This window comes from Janthinobacterium sp. SUN100, from assembly GCF_030397705.1.
GTDB lineage: Bacteria > Pseudomonadota > Gammaproteobacteria > Burkholderiales > Burkholderiaceae_D > Janthinobacterium > Janthinobacterium kumbetense.
This window is the reverse complement of the sequence record NZ_JAPUBU010000001.1, coordinates 2,286,235-2,304,766: the sequence shown is the minus strand read 5'-3', so window position 1 is coordinate 2,304,766 and position 18,532 is coordinate 2,286,235. Positions and strand designations below refer to the sequence as shown.

Here is an 18,532-nt window from a genome sequence, read left to right as displayed (position 1 = left end):
ATGAGTACCTTACTCAAGCACCATTGCTGGCGAGGCCTCTTGCTGGCCGCGTGTTTACCCGGCCTCGCCATGGCTGCGAGCATTCAGGCGCTGAATTATTCTGCGCGCGAAGTCGATTACATCGCGGTTGAAAATCCTGGCAATACCAACAGCGGCGGCGGTGGCGATTCGATCCGTCCATACGGGCAGGGCGGATCGATATGCTGTTTCAGCGTGCCGGAAAAGTGGCATGCGGATTTGAAGGTGGTGGTGGTCTATCAGTTGTCCCCGGACCCGACCTTTCATCGCGAGACGGTCAGCATTCCACCGTATCCGGATGGGAAGGGAGGTGATATCTGGCTGATCGTCTATGAAGATGGCAGCGTGGGCGCCGTGGCGTCGCATTACGGACCGAGCCGGCCGGAGTGGCCGGGAAAAATCAAGGGGTATCCGGTGCCGACGAAGGAGTATCGGGACGAGCGCCGCAAGGAAAAGATAAAAAGAGAAAAGGCTGCTCTACATTCTATGGAGAATGCATTAGATGGTGATGTGAGCGACCTAACTCCTGTAGAGTTGATGAGATTGAAGGGGGCAATTGAATATAGTAAAAAGCTTATTAATTTTCTTGAGGAAAATGATAAATGACTGCTTTTTTTTGGTTGATATTTATCCAGCCATAAAAAATGACCCTTCTGATTTCATTGTTTTTTTGACGCGAAAAATGAAAAACAAGTTCTTAGTGATTTTGCAATTGATCGTGAATGCCCACTTCCAGGTTTCCCTTCGTCATGTGATGTCAATCTGTTTTTCGACTTCTTTTTCGACGGCACCAATAATAATATGAAACGGGATATGGCATTTCATTCTCATAGTAATGTGGCGCGCTTGTATCGTGCATTTCCCGGTGGTAAAGATACGCATGGCAGTGACGTTTGGCAATGCAAACTGGATGCGCAACTGACCGTTAGCAATGGCGCCAAGGTACGCGCGCTGAGTCTTGGCATTGATGCATAGGGATGAAATCATGAATACCTTACTCAAGCACCATTGCTGGCGAGGCCTCTTGCTGGCCGCGTGTTTACCCGGCATCGCCATGGCTGCGAGCATTCAGGCGCTGAATTATTCTCCGCGCGAAGTCGATTACATCGCGGTTGAAAATCCCGGCAATACCAACAGCGGCGGCGGTGGCGATTCGATCCGTCCATACGGGCAGGGCGGATCGATATGCTGTTTCAGCGTGCCGGAAAAGTGGCATGCGGATTTGAAGGTGGTGGTGGTCTATCAGCTGTCCCCGGACCCGACCTTTCATCGCGAGACGGTCAGCATTCCACCGTATCCGGATGGGAAGGGAGGTGATATCTGGCTGATCGTCTATGAAGATGGCAGCGTGGGCGCCGTGGCGTCGCTTTACGGACCGAGCCGGCCGGAGTGGCCGGGAAAAATCAAGGGGTATCCGGTGCCGACGAAGGAGTATCGGGATGAGCGTCGCAGACAAAAATTGAAGAGGGAAAAAGCGACCTTACTTACGTTGGAAAGGGTGTTGTTACGTGACATCAATATTTTGTCAGTTGAAGATATAAAGGAGACTCAAGAAATTATTGAATTCCAAAGAAAACTCATCCAAAGTCTGGAAGGAAATCCATGACTGCTTTTTAGCCGAAAGCTATTCTGTTGACAAAATTGATCCATCTGACAAGGACCGTTTTTTTTGACGGAACTGTTGAGATGAAAGAAATTGTGAAATTAATATGCCTTGATGCCTATCGCGCAAAGCAGAGGCTCCAGCGAGGCTGGAGCCGATGGGGGGATCAGCCGATGAAGGAGTCGAACTGCATGTCGAATTCCTGCAGCGCCTTCTGCGCGTTCTGCATCTTCTTGCGGAACTCCGGTCCCCGTTGCAGGGCCAGGCCCACGGCCAGCACGTCGATCACCACCAGGTAGGCCAGACGCGCGGAAATCGGGGTGTAGGGGTCGGTGTTGAAGACCAGGTCTATCGGGATCAGGACAGTCGCCAGGTCGGCCAGCGGCGTGCCCGATGGGGCCAGCACGACGACGTCGGCGCCGCCGCGGCGCGCCAGTTTCACCGAGCGGACCAAGGCGGGGCTGTTGCCGCGCTGCGAGATGGCCACCAGGCAGTCGCCGCCGCGCAGCAGCGCTGCGGCGATGCTGTGGATGTTCGGGTCGCTGTAAGCCACCGTCGGCACGCCCGAGCGGAAGAACTTGTGCTGCGCGTCGGCCGCCACGATACCCGACGTGCCCTGGCCATAGAATTCGATCTTGCTGGCGCGCGACAGGATGTCGAGCGCGCGCTGGATCGCTTCCGGGTTCAGGTTGTTGCGCAGGTCGAGCAGGGTGTTGATCGAGCGGCTGCAGATTTTATTCACCAAGTCGGCAGCCAGGTCGTCCTGCGCCGGCTGCTCGTTCGCGCCCGGCATGGCCAGGGCCAGGCCCTGCGCCAGCTTCAGCTTGAATTCATGCCAGCCGTCGTAGCCCAGGGTGCGGCAAAAGCGCACCACGGTCGGTTCCGACACCTGCGCGCTTTTCGCCAGCGCCGTGATGTTCTGGCTGACCGTCTGGTTAGGCTGGTCAAGCACGGCCAGGGCAACCTTCTTCTCCGATTTGGAGAGCGAATCGAGCTGGGTGCGGATGGAATCAAGCAGCATTAAATTAGTCTTCTATCTTCTGGCAGGGGTGAAGCAGGGGTTTCGCGGAGCACCGCTCCGCACCTGCGTAACGGCCTGTCCATGCATGGGCAGGCTCCTTGCGTTGCCAAACTAGTCTTCTGGCAGGGGTGAAGCAGGGGTTTCGTGGAGCACCGCTCCACGCCTGCGTAACGGTCTGGCCTTGCAAGGCCAGACTCCTTGCGCTTCCAAACTAGTCTTCAGGAAGCGCCTCTTCACGCCACTGCAAGCCATCGCGGCCGATCAGGGCGCTGGCGGCCGCGGGGCCCCAGGTGCCGGCCGTGTAGGGAATCGGCGCGCTGTCGTTCTGTTCCCAGTTGTCGAGAATCGGCTCGACCCATTCCCAGGCCGCTTCCAGTTCGTCGCCGCGCATGAACAGGGTCAGCTGGCCGCGCAGGACGTCGAGCAGCAGGCGCTCGTAGGCGTCCATGCGCGGGGTCTTGAACGATTCGCGGAAATCGAGTTCCAGTTCCGCCGGTTTCAGACGCATGCCGTCGCCCGGGGTTTTCGCCATCAGGTTCATGCGCAAGCCTTCGTCCGGCTGCAAGCGGATCACCAGGCAGTTCGGCTGGAAGCTGGACGTCGGCTGGTTGAAGATCGAGTGCGGAATCTGCTTGAAACGCACGACGATCTCGGCCAGGCTGTCAGCCATGCGCTTGCCCGTGCGCAGGTAGAACGGCACGCCTGCCCAGCGCCAGGTGTCGATTTCCGCCTTCAGGGCAACGAAGGTTTCGGTGCGCGAGTGTTCCGGCGCATCCGGCTCGTCGCGGTAGCTCGGCACGGTGGCGCCATCGACGTGGCCGGCGCGGTACTGGCCGCGCACGATGTTCTGCGCTAGGGTGGTGGGCGTGAATTTTTTCAGCGAGCGCAACACTTGCAGTTTTTCATCGCGCACGGCGTCCGGCGCGATCGAGGTCGGCGGTTCCATGGCGACGATGCACAGCAGTTGCAGCAGGTGGTTTTGCAGCATGTCGCGCAGCGCGCCCGAGGTGTCGTAGTAACCCATGCGGTTGCCCACGCCCAGCTTTTCGGCGATGGTGATCTGTACGTCGGAAATCCATTCGCGGCGCCACAGCGGTTCGAACAGGATGTTGCCGAAGCGCAGGGCCAGCAAGTTCTGCACGGTTTCCTTGCCCAGGTAATGGTCGATGCGGTAGATCTGCGATTCCTGGAAGACCTTGCCCACTTCGGCATTGATCTGCTTGGCGCTGGCCAGGTCGCGGCCCAGCGGTTTTTCCAGGACCACGCGCGAATTCGGCGTCACCAGGCCGTTGTCTTCCAGGTTGTCGCAGATGAGGGCGAACAAATGCGGCGGCGTTGCCAGGTAGTACACGCGCGTCAGGTCGGCATCGCCGCGCAGCGCTTCGACCAGCGGCGCGTACGTGGCCGCATCGCTGGCGTTGAGCGACACATACACGATGCGCGCGCAGAACTTGCTCCAGGTGGCGGCATTCAGGGTGCTGGCCTTGATGTGGGGACGCGAGTTGGTCTCTACCATTTTCAGGAAGGCATCCTGGCCGCTGTCCTGGCGGCCCACACAGATGATGCGCGCCGTCGGCGGCAAATCGTTCGCGACGTCGCGCGCATACATTGCAGGCAACAACTTGCGCATTGCTAAATCGCCGCTGCCGCCAAACAGGACCAGGTCAAAATCGGTAAGTGCCATAAGTGAGTGTCGTCGCAAAAGTAAAAGGGCCGGAGCGGGGAGGAAGCCGACCGGAAGTGCCAGTCTGTCGCTACTATAATCGATGGTGTAAATTTACTACGTAGAACAGGCAATTGCAAGAAATTTTACTACATTCCCTCCGCTGCCGTCGCCATTTTGCCCGGTATGCATGCCAGCGATGCCGGCATGGCCATTATATGCCGTTCGCCGGCGCCGGCGCAGCGTCCCGCTTTTCATTGGCTTTTCAAAGCAACCATGGTTGCCAGGGAAATTTTCGATTCTCTCCATCATCATTTGCGCTGTAGCAACAAGCAAATCAAGAAATACTGTCAGGATCGCTGTTGGCAGCGTAAAGTAGCTTTGAAGAAAGTAAAAAACCGTATAATTCAAGCTCGAATCGATAGCAACTATTGGTTGTAAGAAATTGTACGATATACACTGCACCGCTAGCGCCGGCCATGCCCCGAACCCGCCATCCGACGTCCATGCGACGTGCAGTCCGCACTGTCCGCAGCATCAGGGCAGGCGACTTAACTTTACAAGACGGCTCAAGGGGACACAATGAATTCAATGCAGCAAGATGTCGATGAACGCACCAGCCTGACAGGCAATAATAAATTCGAACTGTTCCTGTTCAAGCTGGGCACCAGTGATCACTCGACCAGCCGCGAACTATTCGGCATCAATGTGTTCAAAGTCCGTGAAATCATGGAAATGCCGGCCATCACGGCCGTAGCCGGTTCGCACCCCCACATGCTGGGCGTGGTCAACATCCGTGGCCAAATCGTGCCTGTGATCGACTTGCCGATGGCGGTCGGCTGCAAGAGCAATGGCTTGAAGATCCTGATGGTGACCGAATTTGCCCGCTCGACACAGGCGTTTGCCGTGGAAGAGGTCGATGAAATCGTGCGCCTGGAATGGAATCAGGTGCTGTCGGCCGAATCGAGCGTCGGCGGCGGCCTCGTCACCAGCATCGCGCGCCTCGATGGCGACACGGACAAGACACGCCTGGCCCAAGTGCTTGACGTGGAACAAATCCTGCGCAACGTGCTGCCGTCGGGCGACCCGGATGTGGACGAGAACAGCATCGGCCCGCAAGTGCGCTTGCCGGCCGGCGCCGTGATCCTCGCGGCCGACGATTCCTCGCTGGCCCGCTCGCTGATCGAAAAGGGCCTCGAAGCGATGGGCGTGCCTTTCATCATGACCAAGACGGGCAAGGAAGCGTGGGAGCGCCTGCAGGCGATCTCGGCCCAGGCCGCCACGGAAGGCAAGACGGCGAAAGACAAGGTCGCGCTGGTGCTGACCGACCTGGAAATGCCGGAAATGGATGGCTTTACCCTGACGCGCAACATCAAGAACGATGGCCGCTTCGCCAACATCCCCGTGGTGATCCACTCGTCGCTGACGGGTTCGACCAACGAAGACCACGTCAAGGGCGTGGGCGCCGATGGTTATGTCGCCAAGTTTGTGGCGGCTGAACTGGCGGAGACGATCCGTAAAGTGCTGGCGCGCTGATTTGCGCGCTCGCATGTGAAAAAGCGCCGGTACCCGCGAGGGTCCGGCGCTTTTTTATGCGGGCAAACGATTACGCCTGATACAGGTGTTCCGGCTGTCCCGCCACGTCCACGCGCACGGACAGCACGTGGCCGCTCAAAGGGTAGTTGGCAATTTCCTCGGCCGAGCGGTTATGGCTGGCGCTGGTGATGTACAGGGTGCGCAGGTCCGGGCCGCCGAACGTCACCATGGTGGGGCAGCGCACGGGCACGGCGATTTCGCCCAGCAGATGACCATCGGGGGCGAAGCGCAAGATCTTGCCGCCTTCAAACATGGCCGACCAGTAATTGCCTTCGCTGTCGACGGCCGCGCCATCGGGGCGCCCGCCGTAATCAAAGGCTTTCTTGTCCGTGGAAAAACGCTGGAATGGTTGCGGCGCGGAAATGGCTCCACTCGCCGCGTCGAAATCGAAGCGGTCGATGCGGTGTGTGGTGGTATCCGAGTGGTACATGGTGCGCTTGTCCGGGGAAAAGCCCAGGCCGTTCGATACTGTCATGCCGCCCGACCAGACCTTGCGCACATGGCCCTTTTCCAGCACGAACATTTCTGCCGCATCGGCGTTGCGCGGCTCAAAAATCGTGCCGACCCAGAAACGTCCGGCAGGATCGACCTTGCCATCGTTGAAGCGCGTGGTGGCCATGTCGAACGGCGCCGGGGCGATTTCCGCCAGGCTGCCCGTCTTCGTGTCGAGGTGGGCAAAGCCGCTGCGCAAGGCCACGACCAGGCCGCCGCCCGCGTTGATGGCCAGCGCCGACGGTTCCGTCGGCATGCTCCACTGTTCATGCTTGCCGCTGGCGGGGTGCAAGCGGTGCACGGCGCGGCCATCGATGTCGACCCAGTACAGGGCCGCTTCCTTGCCATGCCATAGCGGGCATTCGCCCACTTGCATGGCTTTGTCGCTGACTACTTTGATCTCGTAAATATTCATAAACCTCAATTAAGTTAATACGCCGCCTTGGCGGCTTTCGCCAGGGCAATCAAGCCATTGGTCGAGCTGTCGTGATGGTCGGGACGGGCTTCGCCCGTCAGTTCGGCCTGGATTTTCTTGGCCAGCACCTTGCCCAGTTCCACGCCCCACTGATCAAAACTGTTGACATTCCACAAGACGCCCTGCACGAAGGTCTTGTGTTCGTACAGCGCGATCAGGGCGCCCAGGGTGGTCGGGGTCAGCTGGTCCATCAAAATGGTATTGCTGGGGCGGTTGCCGGGGAAAGTCTTGTGCGGCACCAGCGCTTCGATCTCGCTGTCCGGCAAGCCTTGCGCCTGCAAGTCAAGACGCACTTCCTCGCCCGTTTTGCCCGTCATGAAGGCTTCCGACTGGGCAAAGCAGTTCGCCAGCAGGGCGTCGTGATGGCCCGGCAAATCGTGCGTGGCGCGCAGGGCGGCGATGAAGTCGATGGGCGTGATGTCGGTGCCCTGGTGCAGCAGCTGGAAATACGCGTGCTGGGCATTCGTGCCGCAATCGCCCCAGATGACGGGGCCGGTCGGCACGTCGACGGGCACGCCATCCTTGGTGACGCGCTTGCCGTTGCTTTCCATGTCCAACTGTTGCAGATAGGCAGCAAAGCGGCTCAAGTCCTGGTGGTATGGCGCGATGGAAACGGAGCCGCAATCGAGGAACTGGCGGTTCCAGAAGCCCACCATGGCCAGCACCACGGGCATGTTCTGTTCCAGCGGGGCTTGGCGGAAGTGTTGATCCATCGCATGCGCGCCGGCGAGGAAATCGCTGAAGTATTCAAAGCCGACGGACAGCGCCACGGCCAGGCCGATCGACGACCAGACGGAATAGCGGCCGCCGACCCAGTCCCAGAACGGGAACATGTTGTCCGGCGAAATGCCGAAGTCGACGATGGCTTGCGTGTTGGTCGAGACAGCCACAAAATGCTTGGCCAAGTCGCGTTCTTCGCCTTCGAGCAGGAACCAGGCGCGCGCCGTGTTGGCGTTAAGCATGGTTTCAGCCGTAACGAAGGTTTTCGAGGCGACGATGAACAGGGTGGTTTCCGGATCGACCCTGGACAGGGTCGCTTCCATGTCGTGCCCGTCGACGTTGGAAACAAAATGCATTTCCAGGCCCGGGTTGGCGTAGGAACGCAGCGCCAGGCACGCCATTTTCGGGCCCAGGTCCGAGCCGCCGATGCCGATGTTGACGATGTCGCAAATCGGCTTGCCCGTGTAGCCGAGCCAGCTGCCATTGCGCACCTTGTCCGTAAACGCCTTGACGCGTTGCAGCACATCTTGCACGTCGGCATCGATATCCTGGCCATCGACCACCAGCTTCGTGCCGCGTGGCGCGCGCAAGGCGGTATGCAGAACGGCCCGATGTTCGGTAAGATTGATTTTCTCGCCAGTGAACATGGCTTCGCGCTGCGCTTCCACGCCGCGCTCGCGGGCCAGTTCCATCAGCAGGCCCATGGCGGTGGCGTCGACCCGGTTCTTCGAGTAATCGAGCAGCAGGCCGGCCGCATCCACCGTCATGCTGGCAAAGCGCGCGGGGTCGGCCGCGAACAGCTGGCGCAGATGCACGTCGCGCAGGCTGGCGCTGTGCGCTTGCAGGGACTGGAAACTGGCGGTGGCGGTGATGGCAGGAGTAGGTGCTGGCTGGCGCATGGCGGTCGGCTTGGGTGCTTGTCTCGGTTGAAAGGAGCGCGGCGCGTTCGGGGTGGCGAACTGCGGATCCGGCGTTGATGTGAGAATAATACATCAGAAAAACGTAATTTCACTACAGTTTGTGATGTGACGCTGATTTTGTTGTGCTTTTTTTAGCGATTGCGCCAGTGGTATACAAGGGAGGGGTTGGCCGGTGCTGATACGCGATATTGACCGGGTTTGCTTTGATACGCCGCAATCCGCGGCTTATTTGTGTTGTTGGCCCACGCAAGAGTGCTTCTTCTTCGTCGTTTTGTAGTAAAATTTCACGAAATACTCATTTTTAAGGAAATCCATATGGCGCTGCATCCAGTAGTCGAATCCGTAACAGCGCGCATCATCGCGCGCAGCCGGCCATCGCGCGGCGCCTACCTGGCGCACCTGGATGCTGCCCGCATCCAGGGCGTGCAGCGCGGCGCCCTGTCGTGCACCAACCTGGCGCACGGCTTTGCCGCCTTTCCCGCTAACGACAAGCTGTCGCTGAAGGAATACAAGAAGCCGTCCGTGGCGATCGTTTCCTCGTACAACGACATGCTGTCGGCGCACCAGCCGTTTGAAGGCTTCCCGCAGATTATCAAGCAAGCCGTGCGCGAAGTGGGCGCCGTAGCCCAGTTTGCCGGCGGCGTGCCTGCCATGTGCGATGGCGTGACGCAAGGCCAGCCGGGCATGGAACTGTCGCTGTTTTCGCGCGACACCATCGCCATGTCGACGGCCGTGGCGCTGTCGCACAATATGTTCGACTCGGCCCTGTACCTGGGCGTGTGCGACAAGATCGTGCCGGGCCTGTTGATCGGCGCGCTGCACTTCGGCCACTTGCCGGCCGTCTTCGTGCCGGCCGGTCCGATGACGTCGGGCCTGTCGAACCAGGAAAAAGCCAAGGTGCGCCAGCTGTATGCGCAAGGCAAGGCCACGCGTGAAGACTTGCTCGAAGGCGAGTCGAAAGCCTACCACGGCGCCGGCACCTGTACCTTCTACGGTACGGCGAACAGCAACCAGATGCTGATGGAAGTGATGGGCCTGCATTTGCCAGGCGCCGCCTTCATCACGCCGAACACGCCGCTGCGCGATGCGCTGACCGCCGCCGCCGCCCAGCGCGCCGCCATCATCACGGCGCAAAGCGCCAATTACTTGCCAGTCGGCCATATTGTCGACGAGAAATGTATCGTCAACGCCGTCGTGGGCTTGCTGGCCACTGGCGGTTCGACCAACCATACCTTGCACCTGGTGGCCATCGCCAAGGCGGCCGGCATCGTCATCGACTGGAACGATTTCAACGAGCTGTCGGCCATCGTGCCGATGCTCACGCGCATCTACCCGAACGGCGACGCCGACGTGAACCATTTCCACGCGGCCGGCGGCACCGGTTACCTGATCCGCGAATTGCTGGACGCGGGCTTGCTGCACGAAGACGTCAACACCATCCTGGGCCACGGCTTGCGCGCGCACTGCATGGAACCGTTCCTGGGCGAAGACGGCAAGGTCTTCTGGAAAGATGCACCGGCTGCCAGCGCCGACGAAAGCGTGCTGCGCCCGGCTTCGAACCCGTTCGCGCCGGACGGCGGCATGGTATTGGTCGCGGGTAACCTGGGCCGCGCCGTGATGAAAGTGTCGGCCGTCAAGCCGCAGCACCGCACGGTGGAAGCGCCGGCGCTGGTGTTCAATTCGCAGGAAGATTTCATGGCCGCCTACAAGGCGGGATCGCTGGACCGCGACTTCGTCGCCGTGCTGCGCTTCCAGGGCCCGCGCGCCAACGGCATGCCGGAATTGCATGCGCTGACGCCGGCGCTGGCCAACCTGCAGGATGCGGGCCGTCACGTGGCGCTGGTCACCGATGGCCGCATGTCGGGCGCGTCGGGCAAGGTGCCGGCCGCCATCCACGTCTCGCCTGAAATCCTCGCCGGCGGCCCGCTGGGCCTCGTGCGCGACGGCGACATCATCCGCCTCGACGCCTTCACGGGCGTGCTCGAAGCGCTGGTGCCGGCCGACGTCTGGCATGCCCGCTCGCTGGTCACGGCCGACCTGTCGCCGAACCACATCGGCATGGGCCGCGAGCTGTTTTCCATGTTCCGTTCCACCGTCAGCGCGGCGGAAGAGGGTGCCACCACCTTCGGCCTGCCGTCGCCGATTCCCACCACCGTCGCCTTGCACGACGCCGACAATGTCGGTGATACCGTACCGGGTTCCGATGAAGACTTTTTGGCTAGGAAATAAGAGATGACCATGACACTACTGGAAATTATGCGCACATCGAGCGTGATCCCCGTGATTGCGATCGACGATCCTGAGCACGCCGTACCGCTGGCGCGCGCGCTGGTGGCGGGCGGCATCCGCGTGCTGGAAGTGACCCTGCGCACCAAGCACGGCCTCGAAGCGATCCGCGCCATGTCGGAAGTGCCGGGCGCCATCGTCGGCGTCGGCACCCTGACCCGTCCCGAGGAATTCGCGCAGGCGCGCGATGCGGGCGCCGTCTTCGGCGTCTCGCCAGGCCTGACGTCCGCGCTGGTGGCGGCGGCGAAAAGCAGCGGCTTGCCCCTGCTGCCAGGCGTGATGACGCCCGGCGAAGTGATGGCGGCGCGCGAAAACGGCTTCCAGCAGCTGAAACTGTTCCCGGCCGTGCCGGCGGGCGGCATCGGCATGCTCAACGCCATTTACGGCCCGCTGCCGGACATCACGTTCTGCCCGACGGGCGGCATCTCGCAAGAGACGGCGTCGCAGTTCCTGGCGTGCAAGAACGTCGCCTGCGTGGGCGGTTCGTGGCTGACGCCGAAAGACGCGATCGCGGCCGGTAACTGGGACCGCATCACGGAAATCGCGAAAGCGGCCAGCGGCCTGCGCTCAGCGTAAGCGGCTCCGGCGCGGCAGGCTTCCCGCTTGCCGCGCTTTCTTCTCCTCTTCTTATGCGCGTCTTGCGCCGCCCCCTCACCATCGGCGAAACCGCCATGGCCCGCAGCGTCTTCCAGGGCGCCATCGACTACGCGCGCGTGCGCGTCGTGCGCGGCTCCTTTTTACCGTTCGGCTTGCAGGACCAGAACACGGCGATGACGCCGCGCGGCAGCCTGCACTTCATGCCGGCCCAGTACCGCGACGATTTTTCCCGCGAAGGCAACGGCGGCAAGCTGTTCTTCATCCACGAGATGGTGCATGTGTGGCAATACCAGCTCGGCTACAGCGTGCTGCTGCATGGCGTGTTGCTGGCGCTGTGCGGCGGCTACATCCGGCAGCGCGCCTACCGCTACGACGCGCAGGCGGGCGGCGTCCTGTCCGACTTCAACATGGAACAGCAGGGCGACCTCATCGCCCACTACTTCGGCGCGTGCCAGCTGGGCATCCCCGCCTACGTGGCGAAGTTGCCGCAACTGCAGGAGATCCTGCAGGGCTTCCTGCTCGATCCCGCCGACCGCCGCCTGCTGCCGCGCTGATGCCGCCGTCACGGTACCGTGTTCGATGCCAGGCGCGCATCCGGTGCGCGCAGGCTGGCCGCCGCATCCTTGCCCAGCAATAAACGCAGGTCGGCGCCCGTGCCGATGCCGCTGTCATCAGACGCTTGTAGTTGCGGCATGCCGCCCAAGGCGAGGGCGAGGGTGGCGGCGGCTTGCGCATGGCCGGGCCGGTAGACGATGCTGCTGGCCTGGACGCCGTATGGCCGCTGGTTGCCTAGCCGCAGCACGCTGATGCCCATGCCGCCCAGCATGCCGCGCATGCGCGCCGCCATCCCCGTTTCGCCATTGCCGTTGATGACTTCCAGCCGTGGCAGCGGCGCCGCCGGCGCCACCGTTTTTGCCGGAGCGGGCAAGGCGGCGCGCGCCGCCACGGGAGCATCGCGCCAGCTCAGCGCGAAGATATTCGGCTGCAATTGCGTCAGTTGCAAACGGCTGGCAGGCGCCGCTGGCGCCAGGTCGGGCGCGAGGGACTGCGTGGCGGCATCGCCCGCATCGGCCACATCCACCGTGCCGATGCTGCGCGCCAGCGCCGCGATGGCCAGCTCCAGATTGGCGCGCGCCGGCTGCTGGCCGTTGTCGAGCTGCAGCGACTGGCGCAGCACGCTTGCCGCCTGCGCGTAATCGCCCTGCAGATACAGCACGTAGCCGAGGTTGTTGTAGGTCCTGGCCGTCGGCGCCTCCTGTGCCAGCGCCTGCAACATGGTGCGGGCCGTTTCCAGCTGGCCCAGCTGCGCGTGCAGCACGGCGGCGCCATTGCGTGCATCGGCCGAGTCGGGTGTCAGCAGCAGGGCTTCGCGGTACGCCGCCAGCGCCGCGCGCTGATCGCCCAGTTCCTGCAGGCGCTTGCCCAGCTTGCAGAACGCCGTGGTGCGGGTGGCGGCGCTGTCATCGATGCGCGCCTGGGGCGGCGCAGCGTGACTGCTCTGGCTGGCCGGGCCGGGCAGGTGGCCGCAGGCGGGCAGCAGGCCGGCGCAGGCGAGCATGAGCATCAGGGTGGTGTGCTGTGACATGGCGGTTCTCCGGTCAGTTGCCGCTGCCCATGCTGGGCAGGAGCACGCGGTAAATTTGCAGGAAGGCTGGTCCCATCAGGACGACCAGCAGCGACGGGAAGATGAAAAAGATCAGCGGAAACAGCAGCTTGAGGGCGATCTTCGCCGCTTCTTCCTCGGCCATCTGGCGGCGCTTGGTGCGCAGCTGGTCCGACTGCACGCGCAGCGAGGCGGCGATGCTGGTGCCGAAGCGCTCGGCCTGGATCAGCATGGCCACCAGCGCGTCGACATCCTCGACGCCCGTGCGCAGGGCCAGGTTGCGCAGCGCCCGCTCCTTGGTGTTGCCGGCGCGTAGTTCCAGCATCACCAGGTGGAGTTCCTCGGCCAGCACGGTGCTTTTCAGCGCGATTTCGGACGCTACCCTGGCCAGCGCCGCATCCATGGCCAGGCCCGCTTCCACGCACACCGTCATCAAGTCCAGCGCATCGGGAAAGCTTTCGAAGATATCGCGCTGGCGCCGCTTGATCATTTGCGCCAGGACAATATTGGGCAGGTAGTAGCCGATGGCGGCGACGATCAGGAGCCAGAACAGCAGTGCCTTGCCCGCCATCTGGCTGCCTGAGGCGCTCAGTCCCAGGAACAGCAGCAGGGGCAGGCCGATGGCCAGCATGGTCTTGGCGGAAAAGAACAGGATGGGCGCCGACGCCTGGCGCAAGCCGGCATTCATGAAGCGCCGGCGCATCACGGAGCCTTCCCAGCCCTGGTCGGGAAGAGACAGTTTGGCCAGGGGGCCGCTCAGGCGCACCATACGCGCCAGCCAGGGGCTGGGTGCGGAGGCGCCAGGCGCCGCCGCGCTCTTGCCGGTGGCGTTGTCCATGCGCTGGCGCAAGGGATCGGGTGCAAAGCTGCGCATGGCCACCAGCACGGTGCCGAAGACGGCAATGAAGAGCAGGGCGAGGAAGGCGAAATGGACGGGGTTCATGAGGATTCTCCTTGCGGGCTCAGACACGGATGCGGATGATACTGCGCATGACCAGGACGCCGCACACCATCAGCAGCAGGGCGCCGACGAGCATCTTGCGTCCGCCCGGGTCGACGAACAGCATTTCCAGGAACTGCGGATTGGTCAGGTGGATCATGGCCGCCGCGCCGAACGGCAGCAGCGACAGGATCCAGGCCGACAGCCGGCCTTCGGCCGACAGCACGCGCACCTGTCCCAGCAGCTTGATGCGCTCGCGGATGATGCGGCTGATGCTGTCGAGCAGTTCGGCCAGGTTGCCGCCCGTTTCGCGCTGGATCAGTACGGCGATGACGAAGTAGCGCAAGTCCGTGCTGGGCACGCGCGTGGCCAGGTTCATCAGGGCATCCTGCATGGCGATGCCGAAATTGACTTCGTCGAAGGTGGCGCGAAATTCCACGGCCAGCGGCGCGTTCATTTCATCGCCGACCATTTTCAGGGCGGTGGGAAAGGCATGGCCGGCGCGCAGGGCGCGCGCCATCAGGTCCAGCGCATCGGGCAATTGCTGCTCGATGCGCTGCAGGCGCTTGGCCTTGGCGCGCAAGACCACCAGCAGCGGCAGCAGGGCCGCGCCGGCCACCAGGGGCAGGCGCAGCAGCCACGGCACGGCGAAGTAGCTGAGCAGCAAAAACGCCGCGCCGGCCGAGGCCAGCATCACGCCGGCGAAGCTGGCCACGCTCCAGCTCAGGCCCGACTGTTCCAGCAGGCGGTCGAGCGCATGCACGCGGGGCACGCTGAGCAGCACGCGCTGCAGGGCCGGGGTGTCGCTCAGCAGGCGCTTCTTGATCATCGAACTGCCCGCGTCGCCATGTGCGCCGGCCGACATGATGCGCAGGCGGCGCGCGACCCGTTCCGCTTCCGGTCCGCGCGACGTGTTCCACGCCAGGTACAGTCCCTCGATCAGCAGCACCACGGCGATGAAGGTGAGGATGGCGAATACGTAATAGAGATAGTCCATGATGCTCCCCTTAATGGTACTGGCGGGCGGGATCGAACAGGGTTTCCGGCAGGCTGATGCCGAAGGCGCGCAGGCGTTCCAGGAAATGCGGCCGCACGCCGCTGGCATGGAAGTGCCCCTGCACCGTGCCGTCCTCGCCGATGCCCGTCTGGCGGAAGGTGAAGATTTCCTGCATGGTGATCATCTCGCCTTCCATGCCCGTGATCTCCTGGATCGAAATGATCTTGCGCTTGCCGTCCGTCAGGCGCGCCACCTGCACCACCACGCTGATGGCGGAACTGATCTGCTGGCGCATGGCTTTCACGGGCAGGCCCGCTGAGGCCATGCTGATCATGTTTTCCAGCCGCGTCAGCGCATCGCGCGGGGTGTTCGCGTGGATGGTGGCCATCGAGCCTTCGTGGCCCGTGTTCATGGCGCCCAGCATGTCGAGCGCCTCGGCGCCGCGCACCTCGCCCAGGATGATGCGGTCGGGACGCATGCGCAGCGCGTTGCGCACCAGCGCCCGCTGCGTCACTTCGCCCTTGCCCTCGATGTTCGCGGGCCGCGTTTCCAGGCGCACCACGTGCGGCTGCTGCATCTGCAGTTCGGCCGCGTCCTCGATGGTGACGATGCGTTCGGCCGTGCTGATGAAGCCGGAAATCGCATTGAGCATGGTGGTCTTGCCGCTGCCCGTGCCGCCCGAGATCAGGATGTTGACCTTGGCCTTGCCCAGCGCCTGCAGGGTGGTGCTCATTTCCTCCGTCAGGCTGTGCTTGAGCATCAGGTCGGCCAGGCGCAGGGGCTGGGCCGAGAAGCGGCGGATCGACATCACGGGGCCGTCGATGGCCAGCGGCGGGATGATGGCGTTGACGCGCGAACCGTCGGGCAGGCGCGCATCGACCATGGGGCTCGATTCATCGATGCGCCGGCCCACGCGCGAGACGATCTTGTCGATGATTTTCATCAGGTGAGCGTCGTCGGTGAAGCAGACGTCGCTCAGCTCCAGGCGGCCATGGCGTTCGACATACACCTGGCGGTAGGTGTTGACGAGGATATCGGACACGCCGGGATCGGCCAGCAGCGGTTCGAGCGGGCCGAAGCCGAGCACCTCGTCCTGGATGTCGCGGATCAGCGAGCGCCGTTCCAGCTCGTTGATCACCACATTGTCTTCCGTGAGCACGTCGCTGACGAGGATTTTCAGTTCTTCGCGGATCTGTTCGCGCGACAGGCGCTGCATGCCCTCCAGGTCGACGCGGTCGAGCAGCGCCTGGTGGGTGCGGTGCTTGAGTTGCTGGTAGCTCTGGCTCGATGCGCCTTGGTGCGCGGCATCGTCATTCAGGCTGGCGTCATCCTGGGCATAGCCCAGTCGGTCCCGCAGGGTGAGTTTTTCGGCAGTCATGGTCGGTCTCCGGTAAATAGGGGGTATCAGGCGCGCTGTAGGGAATCAAGCGCGCGCCAGCAGCCGCGAAACCCAGCCTTGCGCGGCGGGCGGGGTCTCGCCGGCCAGGCTGGCGGCCAGTTCCTGCAGGGCGCGCGAGACGGGATTGTGCGATGCCAGCTTGAGGATGGGCACGCCCTGGCTGACGGAGGCCGCTACCGCCTCGTAGTGGTTGGGGATGGATTTGTAGACATGCTTGCCGTACGCCGCTTCCAGGTCGGCCACGCGGATGTTGTCGCTGCTGGCATAGCGGTTCAGGATCAGGCGGATCTTGTCTTCGCGGTAGCCCAGGCCGCGGAACACGTCGAGCAGGCGCTTGCCGTCGCGCACATACGGCAGCGTTGCCTGCAGCACGGGGAAGATCAGGTCGGCCCGGTCCAGCGCGCGCACGCTGACGGGGTCGAGGCCGCGTCCCACGTCGAGCAGGATGTAGTCGTACTGGCTGCGCGCCAGGGTCAGCAGACGGTCGATATGGTCGGCTTCGACATCGGCCGCATGGGCGGGATCGTCGGCGGCTGCCAGCACGCTGTAGGCGGGCGTGATCTGGATCATGCTGGCGCTGAGCAGCGAAGCGTCGAGGCGCACGATCTGCTGCGACAGCTGCGACAGGGTGGTGGCCGGCTTGTGGTCCGAGACGAACAGGGCGGCGTCGCCGAACTGCAGGTTCAGGTCGAACAGCGCCACCTTGCGCTGTTCGCCGGCGGCCAGCGCGTAGCCGAGGTTGGCGGCGATGAAGGTGGCGCCGCTGCCGCCCTTGCACGAGACGAAGGCCAGTACCTGGCCCTTGCGCGTGACCTGTTTTTGCAGTTTTTCCTCGATGCGGCGCAAGGCGGCGCACAGGGCTGCGTCGTCGTCCGGTTGCAGCACTTCGCGCACGCCGGCGCGCATCGAGCGCAGCAGGAATTGCGGATTTTGCTGCGTACATTGCACGATGATGGCCAGGTTCGGATGGCGCCCGCCCAGCAGTTCCAGCTGTTCCAGCTCCGCCTCGCCCGTCTGCTCCTGCTCCAGCAGCAGCAAGTCCGGCGTGACGCCGTTGTCGAAGACATCCGGTATGCTCGCCAGCAGCGCGACGCGGTCGGCCGCGCTGCGTTCGCGCAGCAGGCGGGTGAGCCGCTTGAGCTGGGCTTCATTTTTCGAGACGATGACGATATTCACGTGGTACTCCTGGTAAAGGCGTTCAGTTGATCTGGAAGCCCAGGCTTTCGGCGTGCATGACCACCACCGAGGCAGGCACGGCGATATTGAGAAAACCGAACAGGCTGACCATCGGCGTATAGCTGACGTTGTCGATCGACACGCGCACGCTGTCGATGCAGCTGGCCGTGCGCGTGTTGTCACCGCAGGCCGACAGATTGTCGCCGGGATCGGTGGGCGGCGAGGTCACTTCGGCGCCGCTCTTGTTCAGGTAGCTGATGGTGATGTTGGCGGCCGTCAGTTCCGGGGCGGCCGGCAGGGCCGTGCCGCCGAACAGGGCCAGCGTCTTGACGGCGTCGGTCTGGTCGATCCAGCGCACCACGGCTTCGCGCGCGGCGCGGCGGCTCACTTCCTGCACCGTGTTGTACAGGTACAGCATGCGGCCGAATTCGAGGATGCCGAACAGCAGGGTGAAAAACAGCAGCGCCACCAGGGCGAATTCGACGGCGGCGGCGCCGTGCTGGCGGCCGGCCCGGGGTGCAAGCGGAAGGCGGTGGCGCATGGCGTTCTCCTTACAGCATGTAGCGCATGGTGGTGCGCGGCGACAGCGGCGTGGCATAGCTGCTGGCCGCGCCGATGACGAAGGGCAGGTACTGGCCCACCGACAGCGTGTAGTTGACAACTTCGACGCGGATGCCGCCCGGCGCCGTGCCATCGGTGCAGCTGCTGTCGTTGAAGCTCGCGTCCAGGCAGGTGACCGTCACGTTGGCCGTGGTGAAGCCGCTGATGCCGGCGCTGACGGCCGCATCGACCACCGTCTGCCTGGCCGCAGGCACGCCTTGCGAGGAGATGCTCGCCTTGGCCTTGACGGACATGTTGCGCGCCGCGTCGCGCGTGGCCTTGGTCAGCGCGTCGTAGTACCAGAAGGCGCGGCCGAAGCCGAAGATGCCGGCCAGCAGGGTGACCAGCAGGGCCAGCACGATGCCGAATTCGACGGCGGCGCCGCCGCGCTGCCTGAGGGGGGAAAGGGGGATGCGCATGGCCGCC

19 protein-coding genes are annotated in these 18,532 nt (G+C 63.0%); 6 read left to right on the top strand and 13 right to left on the bottom strand.

The window, feature by feature from the left end; translation table 11 throughout:
• Positions 1–624, top strand: coding sequence for a DUF3304 domain-containing protein (locus O0881_RS10145; RefSeq protein WP_289911154.1), 624 nt, complete (start codon positions 1–3; stop codon positions 622–624).
• A gap of 141 nt (positions 625–765) precedes the next feature.
• Here O0881_RS10145 and O0881_RS10140 read toward each other — a convergent pair whose 3' ends face one another.
• Positions 766–1,005, bottom strand: coding sequence for a hypothetical protein (locus O0881_RS10140; RefSeq protein ID WP_289911153.1), 240 nt, complete (start codon positions 1,003–1,005; stop codon positions 766–768).
• Here O0881_RS10140 and O0881_RS10135 point away from each other — a divergent pair.
• Complete coding sequence (locus tag O0881_RS10135; protein ID WP_289911151.1) at positions 1,004–1,624, top strand: DUF3304 domain-containing protein; 621 nt, start codon at positions 1,004–1,006, stop codon at positions 1,622–1,624. The genes O0881_RS10140 and O0881_RS10135 overlap by 2 nt on opposite strands.
• A 163-nt stretch (positions 1,625–1,787) precedes the next feature.
• On the opposite strand, the gene O0881_RS10130 is transcribed toward O0881_RS10135, so the two are convergent.
• From O0881_RS10130 to O0881_RS10120, 3 genes are all read right to left on the bottom strand, one after another.
• Complete coding sequence (locus O0881_RS10130) at positions 1,788–2,642, bottom strand: SIS domain-containing protein (RefSeq protein ID WP_034750862.1); 855 nt, start codon at positions 2,640–2,642, stop codon at positions 1,788–1,790.
• 211 nt (positions 2,643–2,853) lie between these two features.
• Positions 2,854–4,326, bottom strand: a complete 1,473-nt coding sequence (gene zwf / locus O0881_RS10125; RefSeq protein ID WP_034750861.1) for a glucose-6-phosphate dehydrogenase — start codon at positions 4,324–4,326, stop codon at positions 2,854–2,856.
• 96 nt (positions 4,327–4,422) lie between these two features.
• The gene (locus tag O0881_RS10120) at positions 4,423–4,716 is read right to left on the bottom strand and encodes a hypothetical protein (RefSeq protein WP_289911149.1); all 294 of its coding nucleotides are present in this window, start codon (positions 4,714–4,716) and stop codon (positions 4,423–4,425) included.
• A gap of 171 nt (positions 4,717–4,887) precedes the next feature.
• Here O0881_RS10120 and O0881_RS10115 point away from each other — a divergent pair, with 171 nt between their 5' ends.
• A complete protein-coding gene (locus O0881_RS10115; RefSeq protein WP_070281275.1) occupies positions 4,888–5,841 on the top strand; it encodes a chemotaxis protein in 954 nt (317 codons plus the stop codon).
• Between the two features lie 70 nt (positions 5,842–5,911).
• Here O0881_RS10115 and O0881_RS10110 read toward each other — a convergent pair whose 3' ends face one another.
• Both O0881_RS10110 and pgi read right to left on the bottom strand, forming a co-directional pair.
• Positions 5,912–6,808 (bottom strand): SMP-30/gluconolactonase/LRE family protein, encoded by an 897-nt coding sequence (locus tag O0881_RS10110; RefSeq protein ID WP_289911148.1) that lies wholly within the window; start codon positions 6,806–6,808, stop codon positions 5,912–5,914.
• 14 nt (positions 6,809–6,822) lie between these two features.
• A complete protein-coding gene (gene pgi, locus O0881_RS10105; RefSeq protein ID WP_289911147.1) occupies positions 6,823–8,487 on the bottom strand; it encodes a glucose-6-phosphate isomerase in 1,665 nt (554 codons plus the stop codon).
• A 336-nt stretch (positions 8,488–8,823) separates the two neighbouring features.
• Between pgi and edd the strand changes: the two genes are divergently transcribed.
• The 3 genes from edd to O0881_RS10090 all read left to right on the top strand — a co-directional run bounded on the left by edd (position 8,824) and on the right by O0881_RS10090 (position 11,945).
• A complete protein-coding gene (edd, locus tag O0881_RS10100) occupies positions 8,824–10,737 on the top strand; it encodes a phosphogluconate dehydratase (protein ID WP_289911145.1) in 1,914 nt (637 codons plus the stop codon).
• 3 nt (positions 10,738–10,740) lie between these two features.
• A complete protein-coding gene (gene eda, locus O0881_RS10095; RefSeq protein WP_099666898.1) occupies positions 10,741–11,370 on the top strand; it encodes a bifunctional 4-hydroxy-2-oxoglutarate aldolase/2-dehydro-3-deoxy-phosphogluconate aldolase in 630 nt (209 codons plus the stop codon).
• A gap of 62 nt (positions 11,371–11,432) precedes the next feature.
• Positions 11,433–11,945, top strand: coding sequence for a Rhs element Vgr protein (locus O0881_RS10090; RefSeq protein WP_289911143.1), 513 nt, complete (start codon positions 11,433–11,435; stop codon positions 11,943–11,945).
• Positions 11,946–11,953: 8 nt separating this feature from the next.
• On the opposite strand, the gene O0881_RS10085 is transcribed toward O0881_RS10090, so the two are convergent.
• From O0881_RS10085 to O0881_RS10055, 7 genes are read right to left on the bottom strand one after another with little or no spacing between them, the layout of a single operon-like run.
• On the bottom strand, positions 11,954–12,976 hold the full coding sequence (locus tag O0881_RS10085) for a LytR C-terminal domain-containing protein (RefSeq protein ID WP_289911141.1): 1,023 nt from the start codon (positions 12,974–12,976) through the stop codon (positions 11,954–11,956).
• A 13-nt stretch (positions 12,977–12,989) separates the two neighbouring features.
• Entirely contained in the window at positions 12,990–13,937 is a 948-nt protein-coding gene (locus tag O0881_RS10080; RefSeq protein WP_289911140.1) for a type II secretion system F family protein, read from the bottom strand.
• 19 nt (positions 13,938–13,956) lie between these two features.
• Complete coding sequence (locus O0881_RS10075; protein WP_099666902.1) at positions 13,957–14,931, bottom strand: type II secretion system F family protein; 975 nt, start codon at positions 14,929–14,931, stop codon at positions 13,957–13,959.
• Between the two features lie 10 nt (positions 14,932–14,941).
• Positions 14,942–16,309 (bottom strand): CpaF family protein, encoded by a 1,368-nt coding sequence (locus O0881_RS10070; RefSeq protein WP_099379045.1) that lies wholly within the window; start codon positions 16,307–16,309, stop codon positions 14,942–14,944.
• Between the two features lie 45 nt (positions 16,310–16,354).
• The gene (locus tag O0881_RS10065) at positions 16,355–17,506 is read right to left on the bottom strand and encodes an AAA family ATPase (RefSeq protein WP_289911138.1); all 1,152 of its coding nucleotides are present in this window, start codon (positions 17,504–17,506) and stop codon (positions 16,355–16,357) included.
• A 22-nt stretch (positions 17,507–17,528) separates the two neighbouring features.
• Positions 17,529–18,047, bottom strand: coding sequence for a TadE family protein (locus O0881_RS10060; protein ID WP_099666904.1), 519 nt, complete (start codon positions 18,045–18,047; stop codon positions 17,529–17,531).
• A gap of 10 nt (positions 18,048–18,057) precedes the next feature.
• On the bottom strand, positions 18,058–18,525 hold the full coding sequence (locus tag O0881_RS10055) for a TadE family protein (protein WP_099666905.1): 468 nt from the start codon (positions 18,523–18,525) through the stop codon (positions 18,058–18,060).
• Positions 18,526–18,532: the final 7 nt, after the last annotated feature.

Bases quoted from the DNA above. Each gene is read 5' to 3' on its own strand.
- O0881_RS10070 (WP_099379045.1), bottom strand. From the start codon at position 16,309: ATGACTGCCGAAAAACTCACCCTGCGGGACCGACTGGGCTATGCCCAG.
- O0881_RS10140 (WP_289911153.1), bottom strand. From the start codon at position 1,005: ATGATTTCATCCCTATGCATCAATGCCAAGACTCAGCGCGCGTACCTT.
- eda (WP_099666898.1), top strand. From the start codon at position 10,741: ATGACCATGACACTACTGGAAATTATGCGCACATCGAGCGTGATCCCC.
- O0881_RS10080 (WP_289911140.1), bottom strand. From the start codon at position 13,937: ATGAACCCCGTCCATTTCGCCTTCCTCGCCCTGCTCTTCATTGCCGTC.
- O0881_RS10060 (WP_099666904.1), bottom strand. From the start codon at position 18,047: ATGCGCCACCGCCTTCCGCTTGCACCCCGGGCCGGCCGCCAGCACGGC.
- O0881_RS10130 (WP_034750862.1), bottom strand. From the start codon at position 2,642: ATGCTGCTTGATTCCATCCGCACCCAGCTCGATTCGCTCTCCAAATCG.
- edd (WP_289911145.1), top strand. From the start codon at position 8,824: ATGGCGCTGCATCCAGTAGTCGAATCCGTAACAGCGCGCATCATCGCG.
- O0881_RS10075 (WP_099666902.1), bottom strand. From the start codon at position 14,931: ATGGACTATCTCTATTACGTATTCGCCATCCTCACCTTCATCGCCGTG.
- O0881_RS10085 (WP_289911141.1), bottom strand. From the start codon at position 12,976: ATGTCACAGCACACCACCCTGATGCTCATGCTCGCCTGCGCCGGCCTG.
- O0881_RS10115 (WP_070281275.1), top strand. From the start codon at position 4,888: ATGAATTCAATGCAGCAAGATGTCGATGAACGCACCAGCCTGACAGGC.
- O0881_RS10145 (WP_289911154.1), top strand. From the start codon at position 1: ATGAGTACCTTACTCAAGCACCATTGCTGGCGAGGCCTCTTGCTGGCC.
- zwf (WP_034750861.1), bottom strand. From the start codon at position 4,326: ATGGCACTTACCGATTTTGACCTGGTCCTGTTTGGCGGCAGCGGCGAT.
- O0881_RS10135 (WP_289911151.1), top strand. From the start codon at position 1,004: ATGAATACCTTACTCAAGCACCATTGCTGGCGAGGCCTCTTGCTGGCC.
- O0881_RS10110 (WP_289911148.1), bottom strand. From the start codon at position 6,808: ATGAATATTTACGAGATCAAAGTAGTCAGCGACAAAGCCATGCAAGTG.
- O0881_RS10055 (WP_099666905.1), bottom strand. From the start codon at position 18,525: ATGCGCATCCCCCTTTCCCCCCTCAGGCAGCGCGGCGGCGCCGCCGTC.
- pgi (WP_289911147.1), bottom strand. From the start codon at position 8,487: ATGCGCCAGCCAGCACCTACTCCTGCCATCACCGCCACCGCCAGTTTC.